17 protein-coding genes are annotated in these 17,325 nt (G+C 72.0%); 6 read left to right on the top strand and 11 right to left on the bottom strand.

Annotated elements, in window-relative coordinates:
• Window positions 1-203: 203 nt before the first annotated feature.
• Both JOD64_RS12675 and JOD64_RS12680 read left to right on the top strand, forming a co-directional pair.
• On the top strand, window positions 204-1,490 hold the full coding sequence (locus JOD64_RS12675; protein ID WP_239559493.1) for an SAM-dependent methyltransferase: 1,287 nt from the start codon (window positions 204-206) through the stop codon (window positions 1,488-1,490).
• The gene (locus JOD64_RS12680; protein WP_204942418.1) at window positions 1,487-2,674 is read left to right on the top strand and encodes an NADH-quinone oxidoreductase subunit D; all 1,188 of its coding nucleotides are present in this window, start codon (window positions 1,487-1,489) and stop codon (window positions 2,672-2,674) included. Before JOD64_RS12675 ends, JOD64_RS12680 begins: the two co-directional genes overlap by 4 nt.
• An 18-nt stretch (window positions 2,675-2,692) precedes the next feature.
• Here the strand turns inward: JOD64_RS12680 and JOD64_RS12685 are convergent, their stop codons facing one another.
• The 4 genes from JOD64_RS12685 to JOD64_RS12700 form a co-directional block, all read right to left on the bottom strand.
• Window positions 2,693-4,405, bottom strand: a complete 1,713-nt coding sequence (locus tag JOD64_RS12685) for a hypothetical protein (RefSeq protein ID WP_204942419.1) — start codon at window positions 4,403-4,405, stop codon at window positions 2,693-2,695.
• A gap of 105 nt (window positions 4,406-4,510) precedes the next feature.
• Window positions 4,511-5,515, bottom strand: a complete 1,005-nt coding sequence (locus JOD64_RS12690; RefSeq protein ID WP_204942420.1) for a glycine betaine ABC transporter substrate-binding protein — start codon at window positions 5,513-5,515, stop codon at window positions 4,511-4,513.
• 200 nt (window positions 5,516-5,715) lie between these two features.
• The gene (locus JOD64_RS12695) at window positions 5,716-6,456 is read right to left on the bottom strand and encodes an ABC transporter permease (RefSeq protein WP_184179316.1); all 741 of its coding nucleotides are present in this window, start codon (window positions 6,454-6,456) and stop codon (window positions 5,716-5,718) included.
• Window positions 6,453-7,139, bottom strand: coding sequence for an ABC transporter permease (locus JOD64_RS12700; protein WP_204942421.1), 687 nt, complete (start codon window positions 7,137-7,139; stop codon window positions 6,453-6,455). The genes JOD64_RS12695 and JOD64_RS12700 overlap by 4 nt, the downstream gene beginning before the upstream one ends.
• Before the next feature lie 2 nt (window positions 7,140-7,141).
• Here JOD64_RS12700 and JOD64_RS12705 point away from each other — a divergent pair, with 2 nt between their 5' ends.
• Entirely contained in the window at window positions 7,142-8,146 is a 1,005-nt protein-coding gene (locus JOD64_RS12705; protein ID WP_204942422.1) for an ABC transporter ATP-binding protein, read from the top strand.
• Window positions 8,147-8,161: 15 nt separating this feature from the next.
• Here the strand turns inward: JOD64_RS12705 and JOD64_RS12710 are convergent, their stop codons facing one another.
• The 7 genes from JOD64_RS12710 to folP form a co-directional block, all read right to left on the bottom strand.
• Window positions 8,162-8,653 carry a hypothetical protein gene (locus JOD64_RS12710; protein ID WP_204942423.1) on the bottom strand — a complete coding sequence of 164 codons (492 nt, stop codon included), beginning with the start codon at window positions 8,651-8,653 and terminating at the stop codon, window positions 8,162-8,164.
• A gap of 65 nt (window positions 8,654-8,718) precedes the next feature.
• Window positions 8,719-9,027: a hypothetical protein gene (locus JOD64_RS12715; protein ID WP_204942424.1), complete on the bottom strand. Its 309-nt coding sequence runs from the start codon at window positions 9,025-9,027 to the stop codon at window positions 8,719-8,721.
• A gap of 53 nt (window positions 9,028-9,080) precedes the next feature.
• The gene (locus JOD64_RS12720; protein WP_204942425.1) at window positions 9,081-10,295 is read right to left on the bottom strand and encodes an ABC transporter permease; all 1,215 of its coding nucleotides are present in this window, start codon (window positions 10,293-10,295) and stop codon (window positions 9,081-9,083) included.
• A 119-nt stretch (window positions 10,296-10,414) separates the two neighbouring features.
• Window positions 10,415-10,954 (bottom strand): DUF3180 domain-containing protein, encoded by a 540-nt coding sequence (locus tag JOD64_RS12725; RefSeq protein WP_204942426.1) that lies wholly within the window; start codon window positions 10,952-10,954, stop codon window positions 10,415-10,417.
• Window positions 10,955-10,970: 16 nt separating this feature from the next.
• Window positions 10,971-11,498, bottom strand: a complete 528-nt coding sequence (folK, locus tag JOD64_RS12730) for a 2-amino-4-hydroxy-6-hydroxymethyldihydropteridine diphosphokinase (protein ID WP_204942427.1) — start codon at window positions 11,496-11,498, stop codon at window positions 10,971-10,973.
• Window positions 11,495-11,863 (bottom strand): dihydroneopterin aldolase, encoded by a 369-nt coding sequence (folB, locus tag JOD64_RS12735; protein WP_204942428.1) that lies wholly within the window; start codon window positions 11,861-11,863, stop codon window positions 11,495-11,497. Before folB ends, folK begins: the two co-directional genes overlap by 4 nt.
• Window positions 11,860-12,756 carry a dihydropteroate synthase gene (folP, locus tag JOD64_RS12740; RefSeq protein WP_204942429.1) on the bottom strand — a complete coding sequence of 299 codons (897 nt, stop codon included), beginning with the start codon at window positions 12,754-12,756 and terminating at the stop codon, window positions 11,860-11,862. The genes folB and folP overlap by 4 nt, the downstream gene beginning before the upstream one ends.
• A 357-nt stretch (window positions 12,757-13,113) precedes the next feature.
• Between folP and JOD64_RS12745 the strand changes: the two genes are divergently transcribed.
• From JOD64_RS12745 to JOD64_RS12755, 3 genes are all read left to right on the top strand, one after another.
• Window positions 13,114-13,428, top strand: a complete 315-nt coding sequence (locus JOD64_RS12745) for a hypothetical protein (protein ID WP_074315118.1) — start codon at window positions 13,114-13,116, stop codon at window positions 13,426-13,428.
• A gap of 13 nt (window positions 13,429-13,441) precedes the next feature.
• A complete protein-coding gene (locus tag JOD64_RS12750) occupies window positions 13,442-13,804 on the top strand; it encodes a hypothetical protein (protein WP_204942430.1) in 363 nt (120 codons plus the stop codon).
• Window positions 13,805-13,874: 70 nt separating this feature from the next.
• The gene (locus JOD64_RS12755) at window positions 13,875-17,324 is read left to right on the top strand and encodes an ATP-binding protein (protein WP_204942431.1); all 3,450 of its coding nucleotides are present in this window, start codon (window positions 13,875-13,877) and stop codon (window positions 17,322-17,324) included.
• Window position 17,325 lies beyond the last annotated feature (1 nt).

A 17,325-nucleotide genomic window follows, 5' to 3' on the forward strand; every position in this document is an offset into this window, starting at 1 on the left:
CGACCGCCCCAGGAGCGCTGCCCACCAGCGCGTTCCCGCAACATCTTGATCAATTGATGAAAAATAGGCACCCGGAGCGTTTCTGACCTACTTTTCATCACCTGATCACCGCACGGCCCTCCGGCGTCGAGCCGGCCACTGCGGGTGATCACGGCGCACGAGAGACTCGGAGTGAGCTGATGCCGATCGCCTGGGGAGACGCGATGAGCCGGGCCCTCTACGGGCCGGGCGGCTTCTTCGTCGCCGACACCGGGCCGGCCGACCACTTCCGCACCAGCGTCCACGCGTCCCCAGCCTTCGCCGCCGCGCTCCTACGCCTCATCACAGAGGTGGACACCGCCCTGGGCCACCCGTCGCGGCTCGACGTGGTCGATGTCGGAGCCGGGCGCGGTGAACTCCTGCATGGCCTGCTCAGGCTCGTCGCGTCGACACCCGCCGTCGGGGGTGCGGTGGGGGTTTCCGGGGAGCCCACCCGCTCCGGGCGGTCAGGCTTGATCCCTCCGCGGGCGGGCTCCCCGGAAACCCTGACTCCCACGGCCTCCGCCGGGGCGTCGGCCGAGGCTGCGCCGATGGTCGCCGCCCGTCCGTCGCTTGCGCAGCGGGTGCGGTTCACAGCAGTCGAGTACGCGGCCCGCCCCGAGAACCTGCCCGAAGAGATCAACTGGACATCCGAGATCCCCGCCGGGATCACAGGAGTGCTGCTGGCCACCGAGTGGCTGGACAACGTCCCGTTGGACGTAGCGGTGCACACCGAAGACGGCTGGCGGTACGTGCTGGTCGACCCCGAGAGCGGCGCCGAGTCGATCGGCGAGCCGGCAAGCCCCGACGATCTTGATTGGCTGAAGACCTGGTGGCCCAGCCCCACAAGCCCGACCAGTACGAACAGTGCCCCGGACTGGACCTCGGCCTTGACCTCAGCAGACGCGACAAGCGAAAGCGAGTCGGGTTTCGGGGCAGCCCGGCCGGCGCAGGGATCAAGCCTGACCGCCCGGAGCCGGCCGGGCTGCCCCGAAACCCCCCACAGCGCCCACCGCGCAGAGATCGGAAGAAGCAGGGACGAAGCCTGGGCCAACGCAGTCCAGAAGATCAGCCGAGGGCTGGCGGTGGCAGTCGACTACGGGCACCTGCGGGAAACCAGGCCGGTCGACGGGACGTTGACCGGGTACCGGGATGGGCGGCAGGTGCCTCCGGTGCCCGACGGGTCGAGTGATGTCACCGCGCACGTGGCCATGGACTCGGTCGCCTCCGCTGGTGCGGCGGTCGCCCGGTGTGCGTACTCCCTGGTCCTGCAGCGGGAGGCGCTGCGCGCGCTCGGGGCCGACGGCGGCCGACCGCCGCTGAGCATGGCCGGCACCGACCCGGCGGGTTACGTGCGGGCGTTGGCCGCCGCGTCGCAGGTGGCGGAGCTGACCGACCCGGTTGGGCTCGGTGGGCACTGGTGGTTGCGCCAACCGGTCGGCATCCCGCTCGGCCGGGCCGTGGCACGATGACGGGCATGACCACCGACGCCGGGGACCTCCGTGAACTGACCGTCGGCACCGGAGCCGGCCTGGTCGCCGGCACCGGCGATCAGCAGCTCGGCACCGACATGGTGCTGAACATCGGCCCGCAGCATCCCTCCACGCACGGAGTGCTGCGGCTGAAGCTGGTGCTCGACGGCGAGCGGGTGGTCGCCTGCGAACCCATCATCGGCTACATGCACCGGGGCGCGGAGAAGCTCTTCGAGGTGCGCGACTACCGGCAGATCATCGTGCTGGCGAACCGGCACGACTGGCTCTCGGCGTTCTCGAACGAGCTGGGTGTGGTGCTCGCGGTGGAACGCCTGATGGGCATGGAGGTGCCGGAGCGCGCCACCTGGCTGCGGATGGCGCTCGCCGAGCTGAACCGGGTGCTCAACCACCTGATGTTCCTCGGCTCATACCCGCTGGAGATCGGGGCGATCACGCCGATCTTCTATGCCTTCCGGGAACGGGAAACCATCCAGGCGGTGATGGAGGAGGTCTCCGGCGGCCGGATCCACTACATGTTCAACCGGGTGGGTGGCCTCAAGGAGGAGGTGCCGTACGGGTGGACGGGCCGCGCCCGCGCGGCGATCGGCGAAGTACGCCGGCGGTTGCCCGACCTGGACCACCTGATCCGACGCAACGAGATCTTCCTCGCCCGGACCGTGGGCGTGGGCGTGCTCTCCGCCGCTGACGCCGCCGCGTTCGGCGCGTCCGGGCCCGTGGCCCGCGCTTCCGGGCTCGACCTGGACCTACGGCGCGACGACCCCTACCTGGCGTACAACGAGCTGGACGTACCGGTGGTCACACGGACCGCCGGGGACTGCCACGCCCGTTTCGAGGTGCTGCTGGACCAGGTGTACGCGTCGCTGGACCTCGCCGAGCAGTGCCTGGACCGGGTGGACCAACTGACCGGGCCGATCAACACCCGCCTGCCGAAGGTGCTCAAGGCGCCGGAGGGGCACACCTACGCCTGGACGGAGAACCCGCTCGGCATCAACGGCTACTACCTGGTGTCCCGGGGGGAGAAGACGCCGTGGCGGTTGAAGTTGCGCACCGCCTCGTACGCGAATGTGCAGGCACTGGCCACCCTGCTCCCCGGCTGCCTGGTACCGGATCTGATCGCGATCCTCGGCTCGATGTTCTTCGTGGTCGGCGACATCGACAAATGACGTCAGCCGCCTGACCTGTCAGCGCCAGCGGTCGCCGGGCGGGGTGCCACCGGCACGCGGTACGTCGTCCTGGGGTGGGTAGCCGTAGCGCTCGTCGACTCGGCGCCGACCGGGCCGCTCGGGTGCGGGTTCCGACTGGTGACCACGCTGGCGCGGCGGGCGCCACTCGTCGGGCACCGGGACACCGCCCACCGGCAGCGCCGGCCGGTCCGCCGGCTCGGCCCGCCAGCCGCCGTCGCGATCGGTTCGAGGCGCCGGCTCGTCCCGGTGGTACGACTCGAACTCGTCATGACGGCGCGGCTCCTCGTGGCGGCGCGGCTCCTCCTGACGGCGCGGCTCCTCATGACGGACTGCGGCCCAGCGGTCGGCCATCCGGTACTCGGTGCCGGCGGCGTCGGCGTGCATCTCGGCTCGGCGCTCGCCGACCCGCAGCTCACGGCCGTTCTCGTCGTCGCGTACGGCGGCCCACCGGTCACCGGCCCGCAACTGCGACCAGTACTCGCCCGTGTCGTCGGCCCGCAGGGGTGGCCCGGTCTGCGGAGCGGCTGCACTCGCCCGATCGCGCTGCTCCGACCAGCCGCGATCGTCCGGGCTGTCCCAGGAGTCCGCGGCCGGCCTCTCCGGTGAGCGGTGCGACCGGGCAGCCGAGCCGGGTTCGTCAGGCTGGGCGTACGCGTCGCGCGGATCAATCCACTCGGGCTCGCCCCGGGACACGGCCGGCGCACCCCAGGAGCGGTCGTCGCCGGGGCGGGCCCGGTCGTCGCCGGATCGCCGGTCGTCGCCGTACCCGGCTCGGGGGCGTTCCTCCGGCTCATTTCTCCCTCGGCCGGCTGAGCGGGGACGTTCATCCGCATCGCCGCCCCGGGTCCACTCCTGTGCTGGCGAGGTCCACTGGCCGGCGTACCCGCCGCCGTAGCGCCCAGCCGGTTCGGCCGGCCCGCCGTCCACCACGGTGTGTCGGGTGGTGACATGCACGGTTTCGGTGTGCCGGACCACGCCGACCGGCCGGTGCGCCGGCTCGGGGCGGTCGTGCTCTCGGGGGCGGGCCGAGCCGTACGCGGTGGCAGCCGGCCGCTCCGCGCTGTACGTCCCTGCGGTTGCCGGTGACTCGACGGCCTCTCGCGGGTACGCCGGCTCGCCGTCGTCGGCGTGCTCGGAGCGACCCCAGCGGGCCGCGTCGTCCGGGCCGGACACCCGGGCCCGGCCCGGCGGTGCGTCACCCGGCACCGGAACCCGGCTACGGGCCACCGGTACGTTGTCCACCGGCGGCTCGACCGCCGACACCCGCGCCCGGCCAGGATTCGCCGGCTCCCCGGGCGGCGCGGCGGCACCGACCGGAGCGGCACCGGCGAGCGCGGCACCGCTGGCGTCGAGACGGCGGCGGATCGCGACGAGCCCCTCCTGGGCCCGGTGCGCCTGGTCGAGCGCCTGGTTGCCGCGCTGCGCGACAGCCACGATCTCAGCGCGCAACTCCCGGCGGAGCTCCTCGATCTCGTCCAGCAGCTCGTCGGCTCGCACCGACGCGTCCTCACCGTCGGGCCGCAGCGCGATGGAGAGACCGATCAGCACCACCGCGAGGATGGCGAGCACCGCGGCGAAGCGCAACGGGCCGTTACCGTCGGCAACCAGGAGGATCAGCGCCGCCACCGGCGCGAGAGCGACGCCCGCCCAGAAGAGCATGGTCAGCAGCGGTGGTTGACGCCGCGCGTCAGGGGTGGCCGGGGCTGGCATGGATGTGCAGCCTACCGAGGTTCTCCACCGGAGGGAACGGGTCCCGGGACGCGCGGACGCCCCCGCCAGGTTGGGGCGGGGGCGTCCTCAGCACGCAGGAGAGGGTCAGCTGGTGGCGAAGGCGCCGTCCGAGGAGAAGATCAGGCCCACGCTGATCGAACCGTCGCGCAGCCCGCTCTTGGTCAGCGGCCCACCCTGGTCCAGCGAGGAGAACCTGCCCACCGACAACCCGTACGTCTTCTCCAGGCCCGGCTTGCAGAACGGACGCTGCTCGCACTCCGGCGGGCCACCCAGCACGGTCGCACTGCCGGAGCACTTCGCGGCGAACTCGGAGAGGGTCCGCACGCCGTGCTTGTCGGCGAAGGCCTGGGTGACGGCGAAGGCGTTCTGGTCCTGTGCGGCGGCCGGAGCACCGAAGGTGATGCCGGCCTTGTCGCCCTCGGCCTTGAGCGCGGTCACCGTCGTGTTGATGTCGGGCGAGGACACCGGCGGAGGAGTGCCGCCCTTGTCCTTGGTGTTGAGGAACTCGGCCATGGTCGCCGCGTACTCCGGGACGACCTGGATCTCGCCCTTCACCAGCGCCGGCTCGTAGAGCTCGCGGTTGCCGATCTGCTGCACCTTGACCTGGTAGCCGGCGGCCGTGAGCGCGATCCGGTACAGCTCGCCCAGAATCTGACTCTCGGCGAAGTTGGCGGCGCCCACCACGATGTCGCCGCCCGGCCCCTTGGCGATGCCCGCGGTGACGTTGTTGGCGGAGGCGAACTCCTCCGCCGCCACCTTGGGCGTCTTACGATCTTCGTTCACGGCCTTGTTGAGCTGGATCAACTTCGGCGTGTCGAGCGCCGCGGAGACCTTGTCCAGAGCGGCGATCAACTGCGGGTTGGCCGCCTTGCTGTTGACCGCGGGAATGATGTTGTCGGAGTTCTGAAGCTTCTTGTCGTCCTGCAGAGCGATGAGCTGCTGACCGGCGACCGGGGCGCACCCGGCACCGGAGGCGCCCTCCTTGGGCGCGTCGGTGCCGGAGGAACCGGCGCCACCGCAGCCGGTGAGAAGCGCTGCCCCGGCGACAGCGCCGACAGCGCCGATCGCCAGACGTGTACGTGCGCGCATGTGCCCGCCTTCCGTGTCCCGGCGCGGCCCGTTCCGGGCCGGCCGCGTGTCCGACGGGCGATCCTGACTGTCGGTCGCCCGCGAATATCCACCCAACATGCTCCGCAACCGACCGACAACCTGGGGTGGACTTCGTCACCGCATCGTCACCGATCGGCCACCGTTGGCCGCGGCCTCGACGGAAGGCTCACCCGGACGGGTCAGGCGCTCCCGGTGGCATCAGCGGGCCGGGGCCGGCCCGCGCGCTGACGTCCGCGCCGCAGCGGTCGGGGGGTGACCAGCCGTTCGACGCCGCCGAGGACCACCTCGGCCAGCAGCGCGAGCCCGGCCACCAGCACACCACCGGCGACGATCTGCCCCCCGCCGGCCGCGATACCGATGCCGAAACCGGTCCGGATGATCTGGCCGAGGCCGCCGCCGTTGACGAACGAGGCCAGCGCGGCGGTCGCGATCACCTGGACCGCAGCGGTCCGGAACCCGGCCGCCAGGTAGGGCACCGCGAGGGGCAACTCCACGCGGCGCAGCAGCTGCCCGCCGGACAGGCCCATCCCCCGGGCCGCGTCAAGCGCTTCCGGGTCCACCTGCCGCACCCCGGTGTACGCGTTGGCCAGCAGTGGTGGGACGGCGAAGACGGCCAGCGCCACCACGACCGGCGTCCGCCCGAAGCCGCTGGCGAAGACCACCGGCAGGATGGTCAGCAGTGCCAGGGTGGGAATGGCCAGGGTGGCGTTGGACACCAGCACCACCAGGCCACCGCCCCGGCCCAGGTGCCCCAGCCAGAGACCCAACGGCCAGGCCACCAGGCAGCCGAGCGCCACCGCCAGGGCGGAGATCGTCAGGTGCTCGCCGAGGCGGTCCAGCATGCCTCCGGGGTTGGTCCAGTTCAGTGGGTCGTTGATCCAGACGACCGCCTGGCCGATCGGGTTCGTCGCGACGGTCACCGTGCCCTCCGGGTGGACCAGGGGGTCACCAGGCGGGCGACCAGGACGAGCAGCAGGTCGAGCACGACCGCGATCGCCACGCAGAGCAGAGCGGCCGTCATGATCTCGGCTTTGTAGAGGTTGTTCTGGAAGCCCGCGAAGATCAACTGCCCGAGGCCGCCGTGCCCGACCAGCACCCCGACCGTGACCAACGCCACCGTGGAGACGGTCGCCAAGCGCACGCCGGTCACGATGCCCGGCAGGGCCAGCGGCAGGTCGATCCGGAACAGCCGCCCCCACCGGCCGTACCCCATCCCCTGGGCGGCCTCGCCGACCTCCGGAGGCACCTGGTTGAGCCCGGCCACCACGTTGCGCACGATCAGCAGCAGCGCGTAGAGGACCAGCCCGACCAGCACGGTGGTGGTCCCGGTGCCCAGGTAGGGCGCGATGAACGCGAAGAGCGCCAGCGACGGAATGGTGTAGACGACCCCGCTGACGGCGAGGATCGGACCGGCGAGCGGCCGGAACCAGTACGCCAGCACGGACAACGGCAGGGCGATCAACACCGCGATCAACACCGCGCGCCCGGTGAGGGAGGCGTGTTCGCGCACGGCGGCGAGGATCGTGTCAGAGTTGTCCCGCACGTACTGCCAGGAGAACCAGGGGTTACCCGGGTCGGCCCGGTAGCTCAGGCGGAAGGACATACGTGGACGTTACCCCGGAGGCTGCCGACGTGGCCCGATCCCCTCGCGCAGCGTCGATCTCCCTGCAGGGCATCCAGAAGCGCTACCCGGATGGCACCGAGGCCGTCCGGAAGCTCAGCCTGGACGTCCGGGCCGGTGAACTCGTGGTGCTGATCGGCCCGTCCGGCTGCGGCAAGTCCACCGTGCTGCGCATGATCAATCGCCTGATCGAACCGACCGGCGGCCGGATCACCCTCGGCGACGAGGACGTCACCGACGTCGACCCGGTGCAGCTGCGCCGTCGGATCGGGTACGTGATCCAGAACGTCGGCCTTTTTCCACACCAGACGGTACGGGCCAACGTGGCCACCGTGCCCGGCCTGCTCCGGTGGTCCAAGAGTCAGACCCGGGCCCGGGTCGACGAGCTGCTCGACCTCGTCGGACTGGACCCGGCCCAGTTCGGCGCCCGCTATCCGCACGAGCTGTCCGGCGGCCAGCGGCAGCGGGTCGGGGTGGCCCGCGCGCTCGCCGCCGACCCGGTGGTGCTGCTGATGGACGAGCCGTTCTCGGCCGTCGACCCGATCGTGCGGGCCCGCCTCCAGGAGGAGTTCCTGCGCCTGCAGGCCGAAGTCCGCAAGACGATCGTCCTGGTCACGCACGACCTGGACGAGGCGGTCCGGCTCGGCGACCGGATCGCGGTGCTCTCCGAAGGCGGGCACCTGGAGCAGTACGACACGCCGGCCGCTCTTCTCGGCGCACCCGCCACCCCGTTCGTACGCGAATTCGTCGGTGCCGACCGGGGCATCCGTCGGCTGGCGGTCACCCCACTCGACCGGGAGTCGCTGGAACCAGTACCCGGGGACGCCCCGGCGGACCTGCCCACCGTGGCACTGGACAGCTCCGCGTACGACGCGCTGGCGGTGCTGCTCACCTCGGGACGGGACCAGCTCGTGGTGACCGACGCCGGCCGACCGGTGGGTGCGCTCAGCCGACAGCGACTGCTCGACCTCGGCCGCCCGACGAACTGACCTGCCCCGGTCGGGTCAGGCGCGACCGCCGAGGCTGGCGGTGCCGATGATCCACCCGGTGAGGAAGCCGTAGCCGGCGCCGGCGCTGGCGTCCTGCAGGGCACCCAGCAGCGAAGGGGCCGGGCCGAGCAGCGCCGCCAGCACGGCGGCGAGCCCGCCGGCCAGCACGTACGCGGCCCAGCCGGAGAAGAACTGGCTGACCGGGCCGGGCACCCGGGCCACCTGCGCGGCGGGCAACAGGTAGAGCAGGGCCACCGCCAGGACCACCAGCAGCACGGCCCGCAGGTCGGCGGCGAACAGGCCGCCGGCCTGCCCGTCCGCGTCGAGGCGCCAGGCCGGCCATGCGAGCAGGCGCACGTAGAAGGCACCCGCCGACTCCGGGTCGGTCTGGGTGGCGGCCCAACCGGTGTACGCCGGACTGCCACAGATGCCGACCAGCAACAGCACAGCGAGCGCGCCCGTGCCGGCGGCCGTACCGTAGCGGCCGACCGGGCCGGAACGGTGCATGAACGATGCGATCCGCCCAGGCCCCGAACCGGTCGCTCGGGCGGACCTGGGTTGCCCCGAGCGGTTCAGTGCTTCATCAGGTAGTCGATGAAGGCGGCCCGCAGCAACGGCGCGGACTCCTCATAACCGTGACCGGTCAGCTCCCGCCACAACGCGTTGGCCTCGTCGATGGTCGGGCCGATCGAGTTCGGTGCGCCGTCCAGCACCGTGGCCTCGTCCGCGTTCGGCAGGTGCCGCAGCACCGACCAGTAGAACCCCACGTCGCGGTGCTCCCGAGCCAGGGCGAACGCCCGCTCCCGCAACTCCTCGGTGGACAGCGCGTCAAGCTCCTCGAACGAGGCTCCGCCCGGGGTGGCGGCAGGTGTGTCGGTCATGTCGCCGAGCCTAACGGTCGAGATCAGCTCCGGCTCGGCGGACGCGACGTCGGTCACCGCTCGTCGGTGTCCCACCGACGCGGGCTGTCCTCCCAGCGGGGATCCCGCCACGGGTCGACGGGTTGGGGTGCGGCCGGCGTCGGCAACGTCGGGGGCCAGTTGTCGACCGACTGCGACTGCGGCATGGTCCAACCCGTGCTGATCGTGCCGTCGCCGACCGGCTCGGGCTTGTCGGTACTGCCCGGTCGGGGCCGACCGAACGTCTCGACCAGCCGGGTGACCAGCAATCCGACGCCCAGCGCGGTGCCGCCGACCACCCAGTTGCTGAATGTCCAGCCGCGCTCCGGCGCGTACACCTGGAAGACGGTGACCAGGCTGACCGCCAGCAACGTGCCGAACACACCGCCCCGACGGCCGTACGCGCTGGTGCCGGCGAGCATGGCCACCCCGACCGCCAGCACCGTCAGGTCCAGCCCCGGCGTGGGCGTGACCACCCCCGGGCCGTTGGCGGCGAGCAGCACCCCGGCGAGAGCGGCCAGCACGGTCGAGCCGACCAGTGCGAGCGCGGTCACCACGGCGGCAACCGCACCCCGCCGTTGGGCCGGATCGGCGATCGGCCGGTACCGGCCGACCAGCCGGCGAATCGCCCGGATCGCGCCGAACAACCCGCCGAGGACGGCCACCGCGGCGAACCCGGCGAAGAGGTATCCGGCGTTGCGCCCGGGGTCGTAGTCGCTCTGCACCAGCACGGGCGCCGAACGGCGTTCGATGAACACCACCACACCGGCCGCGCCGGCCAGACTGGCAGCCCAGCCCGGCACGTGCAGCACCACCACGGCCAGCCCCAGCGCGAGCCCGCCCAGCGCGGCGACCGCCACGGCCGGCCCGACCGACGCTGGTAGACCCCGATCGCCCTGCTCGGCGTAGTGCAGGGCGGTGGCGACCGCGACCGGCCCGACGGCCAGGTTTGGTGCGGCCGTACGCAGGCTCAACCCGGCAGCCAGGGCGAGCAGCCCCAGCCCCACCGCGTCGATGAGCAACGTGCGCAGGTTGTCGGCGCGCAGGGCGGCCGGGTCTTCCTGCCAGAGCAGCCAGCCCAGGGTCGCCAGCCCAGCCAGCAGCACAAACTCCCAGCCCAGATGCACCCCGACCCGATCTCGGCCGGGCTCACCGTGGCTGGGGTCGTCGAAGACGTTCTCCAAGACGGCGACGGGCACCCCGGATGAGGGCTCGACCGCGCGGTCCCGGCCCGTTTCTTCGTACCCCATGACGCCGCCTCCCCAGTGGCCGGCCGTCCCCGGTCCGGCGTGCGGACGATCGGTGGGCGGCCATTGCTCCCCGATCGCAGGCACCGTACCCGCGACCGGAGCCGGGCGTAACCCCATGCTCAGCGCTGGCCGGGGCGGCTCTCCCGCGGGTCCTGCTCGCGCTCGTCGTCGGGGCGCTCCGGCACCCGGCAGGAGCGCTCAAGCCACAACGCGGCGCCGACCAGAGCCAGCGAGGCGAGCAGACCCCCGCCGGCAGCCGGTCGATCGTCCAGGGCGGCACGGGTGGTCTCCACGAAGAGCCAGCCGGTGAGCCCCGCGTAGAAACCGGCGAAGATCGCCGCAGCCAGCGCCGACGCCTTGGCCAGCACCACGAAGCGGGCAACCAACAGCGGGTCGACCGCGTCCCGGCCGGGTCTGCGCGCGATCCGGCCACGGGTGTTGATCGCGGCGTACGCCTCGAGCAGGGCCAACCCGGCCAACGTCACCACCGGCAGCCAGGGCAGTCGGGGGATGCCGCTGTAGTAGAGGGTGCTGATCAACAGCCAGGCCACCGCCGCCGCAGCCAGTGCGGCCACGACCAGGGTCGAGATCCGGGTGGGGCCCATCCGTGACCGATCCGGGCCCGACCCGCCCGGTGGTGGGGACTTCGCCTGCGTCATGCCCGGCTCCGCTCGGTCATGTCGTCGACTCTAACGCCAACTCCGGCCGGGGACGCAGTTCCAGCGCGTCGTCGGCCGCGGGGCCGGTGGTGAGCAGATCGGTCAGCCAGCCGTGACCGGGCAGCCGCCCGTACGGCTGGATGTCGATCCACGGCCGCAGCACGAAGGCGCGCAGGTGCGCCCGGGGGTGCGGCAGCGTCAGCTCCGGGTCGTCGCTGAGCACCGGCGTGTCGTCGTCGTCCCAGACCGCGATCACGTCCACGTCGAGGGTGCGCGGCCCGAACCGCCGCTGCGGGTCACGGACCCGACCGGCCGCGCGCTCCGCGCCGCGAGCCCGCTCCAGCCAGTCGCGCGGGGTCGCGGTCCCGTCCTGGGCCAGCAACACCGCGTTGAGGTACGCGGGCTGGTCGGCGTCGCCCCACGGTGGAGTCTCGTACACCCCGGAGAGCACCAGCACGGCGTCGCCGAACGTGGCGACGGCCGTGCGCAGGTGACCCAGCCGGTCACCCAGGTTGCTGCCGAGCGACAGCACGGCCCTGGTCACCGGCCGCGCGTCCGGGTCATGGTGACGGCCACGTCGGTGAAGGTGTGCGGCACCGGGGCCTCCGGCTTGTGCACGGTGATCGTGGCGGCGGCGACCCGCTCGTCGGCCAGACAGACCGCGAGGAGTCGGTCCGCGAGGGTCTCGATCAGGTTGACCGGCTCGCCGGTCACCACCGCGACAAGTCGTTCGGCCAGCTCGCCGTAGTGGACGGTGTCGGTGACGTCGTCGCTGGCGGCGGCCGGAGCCAGGTCCAGTTCGAGGACGGCGTCGACCACGAAGTCCTGCCCCTGCGCCCGCTCGAAGTCGTACACCCCGTGCCGGCCGCGGGCCCGCAGGCCGGTCAGGTGGATCCGGTCCGTCGTCATCGCCGTACCCCATGCTCGTGATCGTGTTGCGTGCGCTTCTTGTCGTGCGGCCGTACGGCCAGGCGGGGGCTGCCGGTCGCGGCCCAGACGGCGAGCGCGTCGGCGGTGGCCTGTACGTCGTGCACGCGTACGCCCCAGGCGCCCGCGGCGACCGCCAGCACGCTGGTGGCCACGGTGGCCGCCTCCCGTTGGGCGGTCGGTCGCGGCGCGCCGTCCGGGGCGGCGAGCAGCCTGCCGAGGTACGACTTGCGGCTGGCCCCGAAGAGCAGCGGGTAGCCGAGGTCCAGCAGCTCCGGCAGGCGGGCGCTGAGCTCCCAGTTGTGCGCCGCGGTCTTGGCGAAGCCGAGTCCAGGGTCGACGATGAGGCGGTCGGCGGCCACCCCGGCGGCCAGCGCCGCGTCGATCCGTTGGGCCAACTCGGTCCGGACGTCGGCCACCACGTCGGTGTAGTTGGCCAGCTCCCGCATCTCCCGGGAGTGGCCACGCCAGTGCATCAACACCCAGGGGCATTGCGCGTCGCGGACCACGCGGGCCATGTCCGGGTCGGCCAGCCCGCCGGAGACGTCGTTGACCACCGCCGCCCCGGCGGCCAGGGCGGCCTCCGCCACCCGTGCGCGGCTGGTGTCGATGCTGACCGCCACCCCGGCGGCGGTCAGCTCGCGGATGACCGGCAACACCCGGGCGACCTCGGTCGCGGCGTCGATCCGCTCGGCGCCCGGACGGGTCGACTCGCCGCCGATGTCAATCAGGTGCGCACCGGCGTCGCGGAGACGGACGCCATGTCCGACGGCCGAGTCGAGGTCGGCGTACCGTCCGCCGTCGGAGAAGGAGTCCGGTGTGACGTTGAGGACGCCCATCACCACCGGGCCCGGAGCCCGCACCAGATCGGTCACGACTAGACGGTACCGGTCGCGCCGGCGGCGCCCACCGACCCGGGTCGGCTCGCAATCACCAGCGCTGACGTGCATGTTAGAACAGGTGTACGATCGGTCATCCGGGCAGCATCGGGCAGTCCCTTCGCGGCTTGTCGCAATCCGGGGCGGCCCGTACGCTCTGGAATTGGCCAGCATCGAGATGGCGAAGCTTGGAGGGAGGGCCGAAGCGGGGAAAATCCGCCCAAACCTCGCCACGCTCCGTGGTGAGTAACGAACACAGGGTCAAGATCGCTGTGCCCTGTGGAGCACTTTTCCCGCCAGGCTCGCCTATTGCACCGCCGCGGCACCGCCGGCCGCGCTATGGGGAGGTTTCCAGTGATCGCCTTCGAGCTCATGGAGACGGCGTCGTCCGGCGTCGCCCACGCGCTCTCCACCCTGGCGTCGACTCCGCTCGCCGAGCCGGCACCGAAGGGGATCGACACCAACAGTGTCGTCACCTTCTTCGCCAGCAAGATCGCACCGATCCTGCTCGCCGTCCTGGGCGTCATCTTCATCGGCCGTGCCAGCCGGGGCGAGATCTCCAAGGTGCTGACCAGCTCCGCGATCGCCATCGTCGGGCTCGCCTTCATCGCCGGCGCGGCAACACTCTTCTTCGTCGGCGATTACCTGATCGACCTGATCTTCGAATAGGCGCGTTCACCAAATGCGGCTGCGCACCGACGACGACATCTACCGGGCCCGCCTGGTCTACCTCGGGCCGCCCGGTTACACCCTTCCGGTCCACCTGCCCTACGCCCAGTACGGGCTCTTCATTCTGCTGGTCCCCCTCTACATGTTCATCCACTGGCTGTTCACGTTGACGGTCGACCTCTTCCCCGCCTGGGAGATCGCGCTCGCCATCGTGACCACGTCGTTCATCTTCCGGCACGTCGACCCCGATCGGCCGGCGCGGGTGGTCATCCGCACCGCGCTGACCGACTGGCGACGCACCCGGGAGCCGGCGATCGAGCAGCGCGACCCGCGCCTGGTCGGCAGCCGGATCAGGATCCGGGAGGAGCTGGCATGACCGGGCGTACGCCGATCGGTCCTTCGCACGACGCAGGCAACAGCCTGCGGCCAGTCGCTGAGGCGGTCGCATGAGTCGCTCTTCCACGCCGGGCTCCCCGGCCGGCCACCCGGCCGTACCGGCAAGTCACCGTGCGCAGTCATACGACTACACCGGAGCCGAGGATGAGGACGAGGTGGCGCTCGATCCCGCGTTGGTGACGTCGCCCGGCCACGGTGCGGTCGGCGTGTTCCAGGCACCCAGGCCGGTCCCCCGCCGGACGCCGCCCGCTGAGCCCACCGCGGTGTCGGCCGGCGAGAACGCCGACATCGACTCCCCCTTCCTGGACCTCTTCGGCGGTGCACGGCCCGGCGCGCCCCGAGCCCTTTCGGCCGGTCCGAGCACCCGGGAGCAGCCGGCGATCCCACAGCAGCCGCCACCTGGGGCCGGCCCGGCCCCAGCCCGCCCGATTCCCGAACTGGAACCACCGTGGACGCCCGACGACCAGCCCGGCAGTGGTCGCCGGCCCGTCGAGCCACGACACGGGGGCGGCCACCCGACCGGCGAGTCCCGGGTGCCGCATCAGGTTGGTGATCGGCTGCCGATGCTCCGTCCACCGGCTGAGCCCGGCCCGACCGCCGCCGCACCGCCGCCGACGACCGCCGGTCCCGTCAGCCGCCCCGCCAGCACCGGGCCGGGCAGCGGCTCCGCGGCTACGGCGGCCGGCCGACCGACGGCTCAAGCGAGCCGCCCAACAACTCAGACGGCTCGGCCGACAGCGTCGGCGGAGCAGTTGGCCAGCACCGCGCCCCCGCAGCGGCCGGCTCTGGAGCGCACCGCGCGCCGGACCACCAACACGGAACGGCCCCGGGGCGTCGACACCGAGCCGGCCGGGCGGGAAGTCGCCCCGCCCCGCCAGCGTGCCGCGAGCCGACCGGACCGGCCGACCAAACCAACGCGGGTCCGCGCCCCGAAGTTCAAATTTGGGGATCGGGACCCATCGGTCGAGCTGGCCATCACCGAGATCGCCGGGCACCTGACCTTCACCCCGAACACCGTCACCGCCTGGTACTGGCTGCCCGAGGTCCGCTGGGCATTCCGTCCGGACGCGGAACGCGAAGCACTGCTGTCGGCAATCTCCGAGCAGTACGCCGGCCTGGCCGGCTTCCGGCTGCACCTGCGCCGCACCACCCGGCCGTTCCCCGCCGACGAGTGGGCACGCACCATCGACGCACACACCTCGGCACCGCTACCCGACGTACCCGGCACCACCGGCTGGGCCGATCACCTGGTCGCCGCCCAACGGCACCTGATGGCGGTCAACCACGCTGAGGGCCAGACCTACCTGGGTGTCACCTTCGCCCGCCGGTCCCTCGGCGACTCGCTCACCGAACGGTTGCTGCGCAGCTTCGGTCGGGGCACCGCCGAGGGTGAACGCCGCAAGCTGGGCCGCACCGTGGAACAGTTCGACGAGGTGCTCGGCGCGTTCGGCATGCGCGGCCGGCGGGTCACCGCCCAGGAGCTGGAGTGGCTGCTCTACCGCTCGGTGGCGCTGTGCATGTCACCGCCGAGCACCCTCTCCCCCGTCACCGACGGGCGCTGGGAACGCGGCGACCTGCTCGCCATGACCGAGCAGGTGGAGCGCTACCGCACCCCGTACGGCTCGACGGTGAAGCTGGTCAACCGGATGACCGGCGAGGAGCGGCACGTGGCCGTACTCGCCGTCGGCCGGATGGAGCCGCTGGAGATCCCGGAACGGCACGAGCCCTGGCTGCACTTCCACGAGCGGCTGCCCTGGCCGATGGAAATCTCCACCCGCGTCGACATCCTCGGCTCCAACGACTCCTTCCGAAACCTCGAACACCGGCTGCGGATGATCCGCTCGCAACAGCTCGACTATGCCGAGCACGGCATCGACGCACCCCCGGAGTTGGAGCGACTGGCCAAGCGCGCACTCGTCATCGGCGACGAAATGACCACCGGCCTGCCGGTCGACTCGGCCCGTGCACACGGCTGGCACCGAATCGCCGTCGGCGGCCGGACCAGGGAGGAATGCCTGGAGCGGGCACGCCGGCTCATCCAGCTCTACTCCCGGGAGCTGCGCATCTCGCTGCAGCACCCGAAGAACCAGGACTGGCTGGCCCGCGAGTTCATCCCCGGCGAACCGATCGCCAACACCGGCTACGTCCGCCGCATGCCGGTGCCGTTGCTCGCAGCCGCGCTTCCCCAGGCCGCATCGAACGTGGGCGACCGGCGAGGCGACCTGATCGGCCGGACCGCCGGCACCTGCCGCCGTCCGGTCTTCCTCGACCTGCACTTCCCCATGGAGGTCCGGGAGCGCTCCGGGCTTGCGGTCTTCGTTGCCGAACCGGGCGGTGGCAAGTCGACCCTGCTCGGCGCACTGGGCTACCTGGCGGCCCGCAGAGGTGTCCAGGTGACCCTGCTCGACCCGTCCGGGCCGCTGGCGCGACTCTGCGCGATGCCGGAGCTGCGACCGTACTCCCGGGTGTTGAACCTGACCGGCTCGGAGCACGGCACGCTGGCGCCCTACTCGCTCATTCCCACGCCACTGCGTACCGAATTCGCTGCCGGGGCGTCCGGTGACCGCGAGTTCGAGATCGCGGTCTCCAACGCGCGGGCCGAGCGGCGGATGCTGGTCCAGGACATCTGCATGATGCTCGTTCCTCCGCAGGTGGCCCGGGAGGCGTCTACCGCCACCCTGTTCCGGCACGCGGTCCGCCAGGTCCCCGCCGAGGAGACATCCACGTTGGACGACGTGGTGAGCTGCCTCGGTCGTCTCGACGACGACGCCGGCAAGGAGCTCGCCAACCTCCTGTTGGACACCGCCGAGATGCCACTGGCGATGCTCTTCTTCGGGCGGCCACCGGAAGGGCTGCTCGGCGCCGACGCCGCACTCACCGTGATCACCATGGCCGGGCTGCGGTTGCCCGACCTCAAGATCGAACGGGAGTACTGGTCGGCCGAGGAGGCACTGGCCCTGCCGATGCTGCACACCGCGCACCGGCTCGCCGTCCGCCGGTGCTACGGCGGCTCGATGTCGTCCCGAAAACTGGTGGGCCTGGACGAGGCGCACTTCATGGAGGGCTGGCGGTCCGGGCGCTCGTTCCTGGTCCGACTCGCTCGCGACTCCCGCAAATGGAACCTTGCCGCGCTGGTCGCCTCACAGAACCCCCGCGACATCCTCGGTCTCGACGTGCAAAACCTGGTCTCCACCGTCTTCGTCGGCCGGATCGCCGAAGACGCCGAGATCGCCTCCGAAGCACTACGGCTGCTACGGGTGCCCGTCAACGACGGATACGAGGCCACACTCGCCTCGCTCTCCGCCGCCGACACCAACTCGGCCACCCGCCTCGGCTTCCGCGAGTTCGTGATGCGCGACGTCGACGGCCGCGTGCAGAAGGTCCGAGTCGACGTCTCGTACGTCGAAGGGCTGCTGGACCACCTCGACACGACGCCCGCCGCGATCGCCGCAGCGGCCGGAGTGCTGCCGAGCATCCCCCTGCCGGATCTGGAGGCGTGAC

The organism is Micromonospora luteifusca (genome assembly GCF_016907275.1).
GTDB lineage: Bacteria > Actinomycetota > Actinomycetes > Mycobacteriales > Micromonosporaceae > Micromonospora > Micromonospora luteifusca.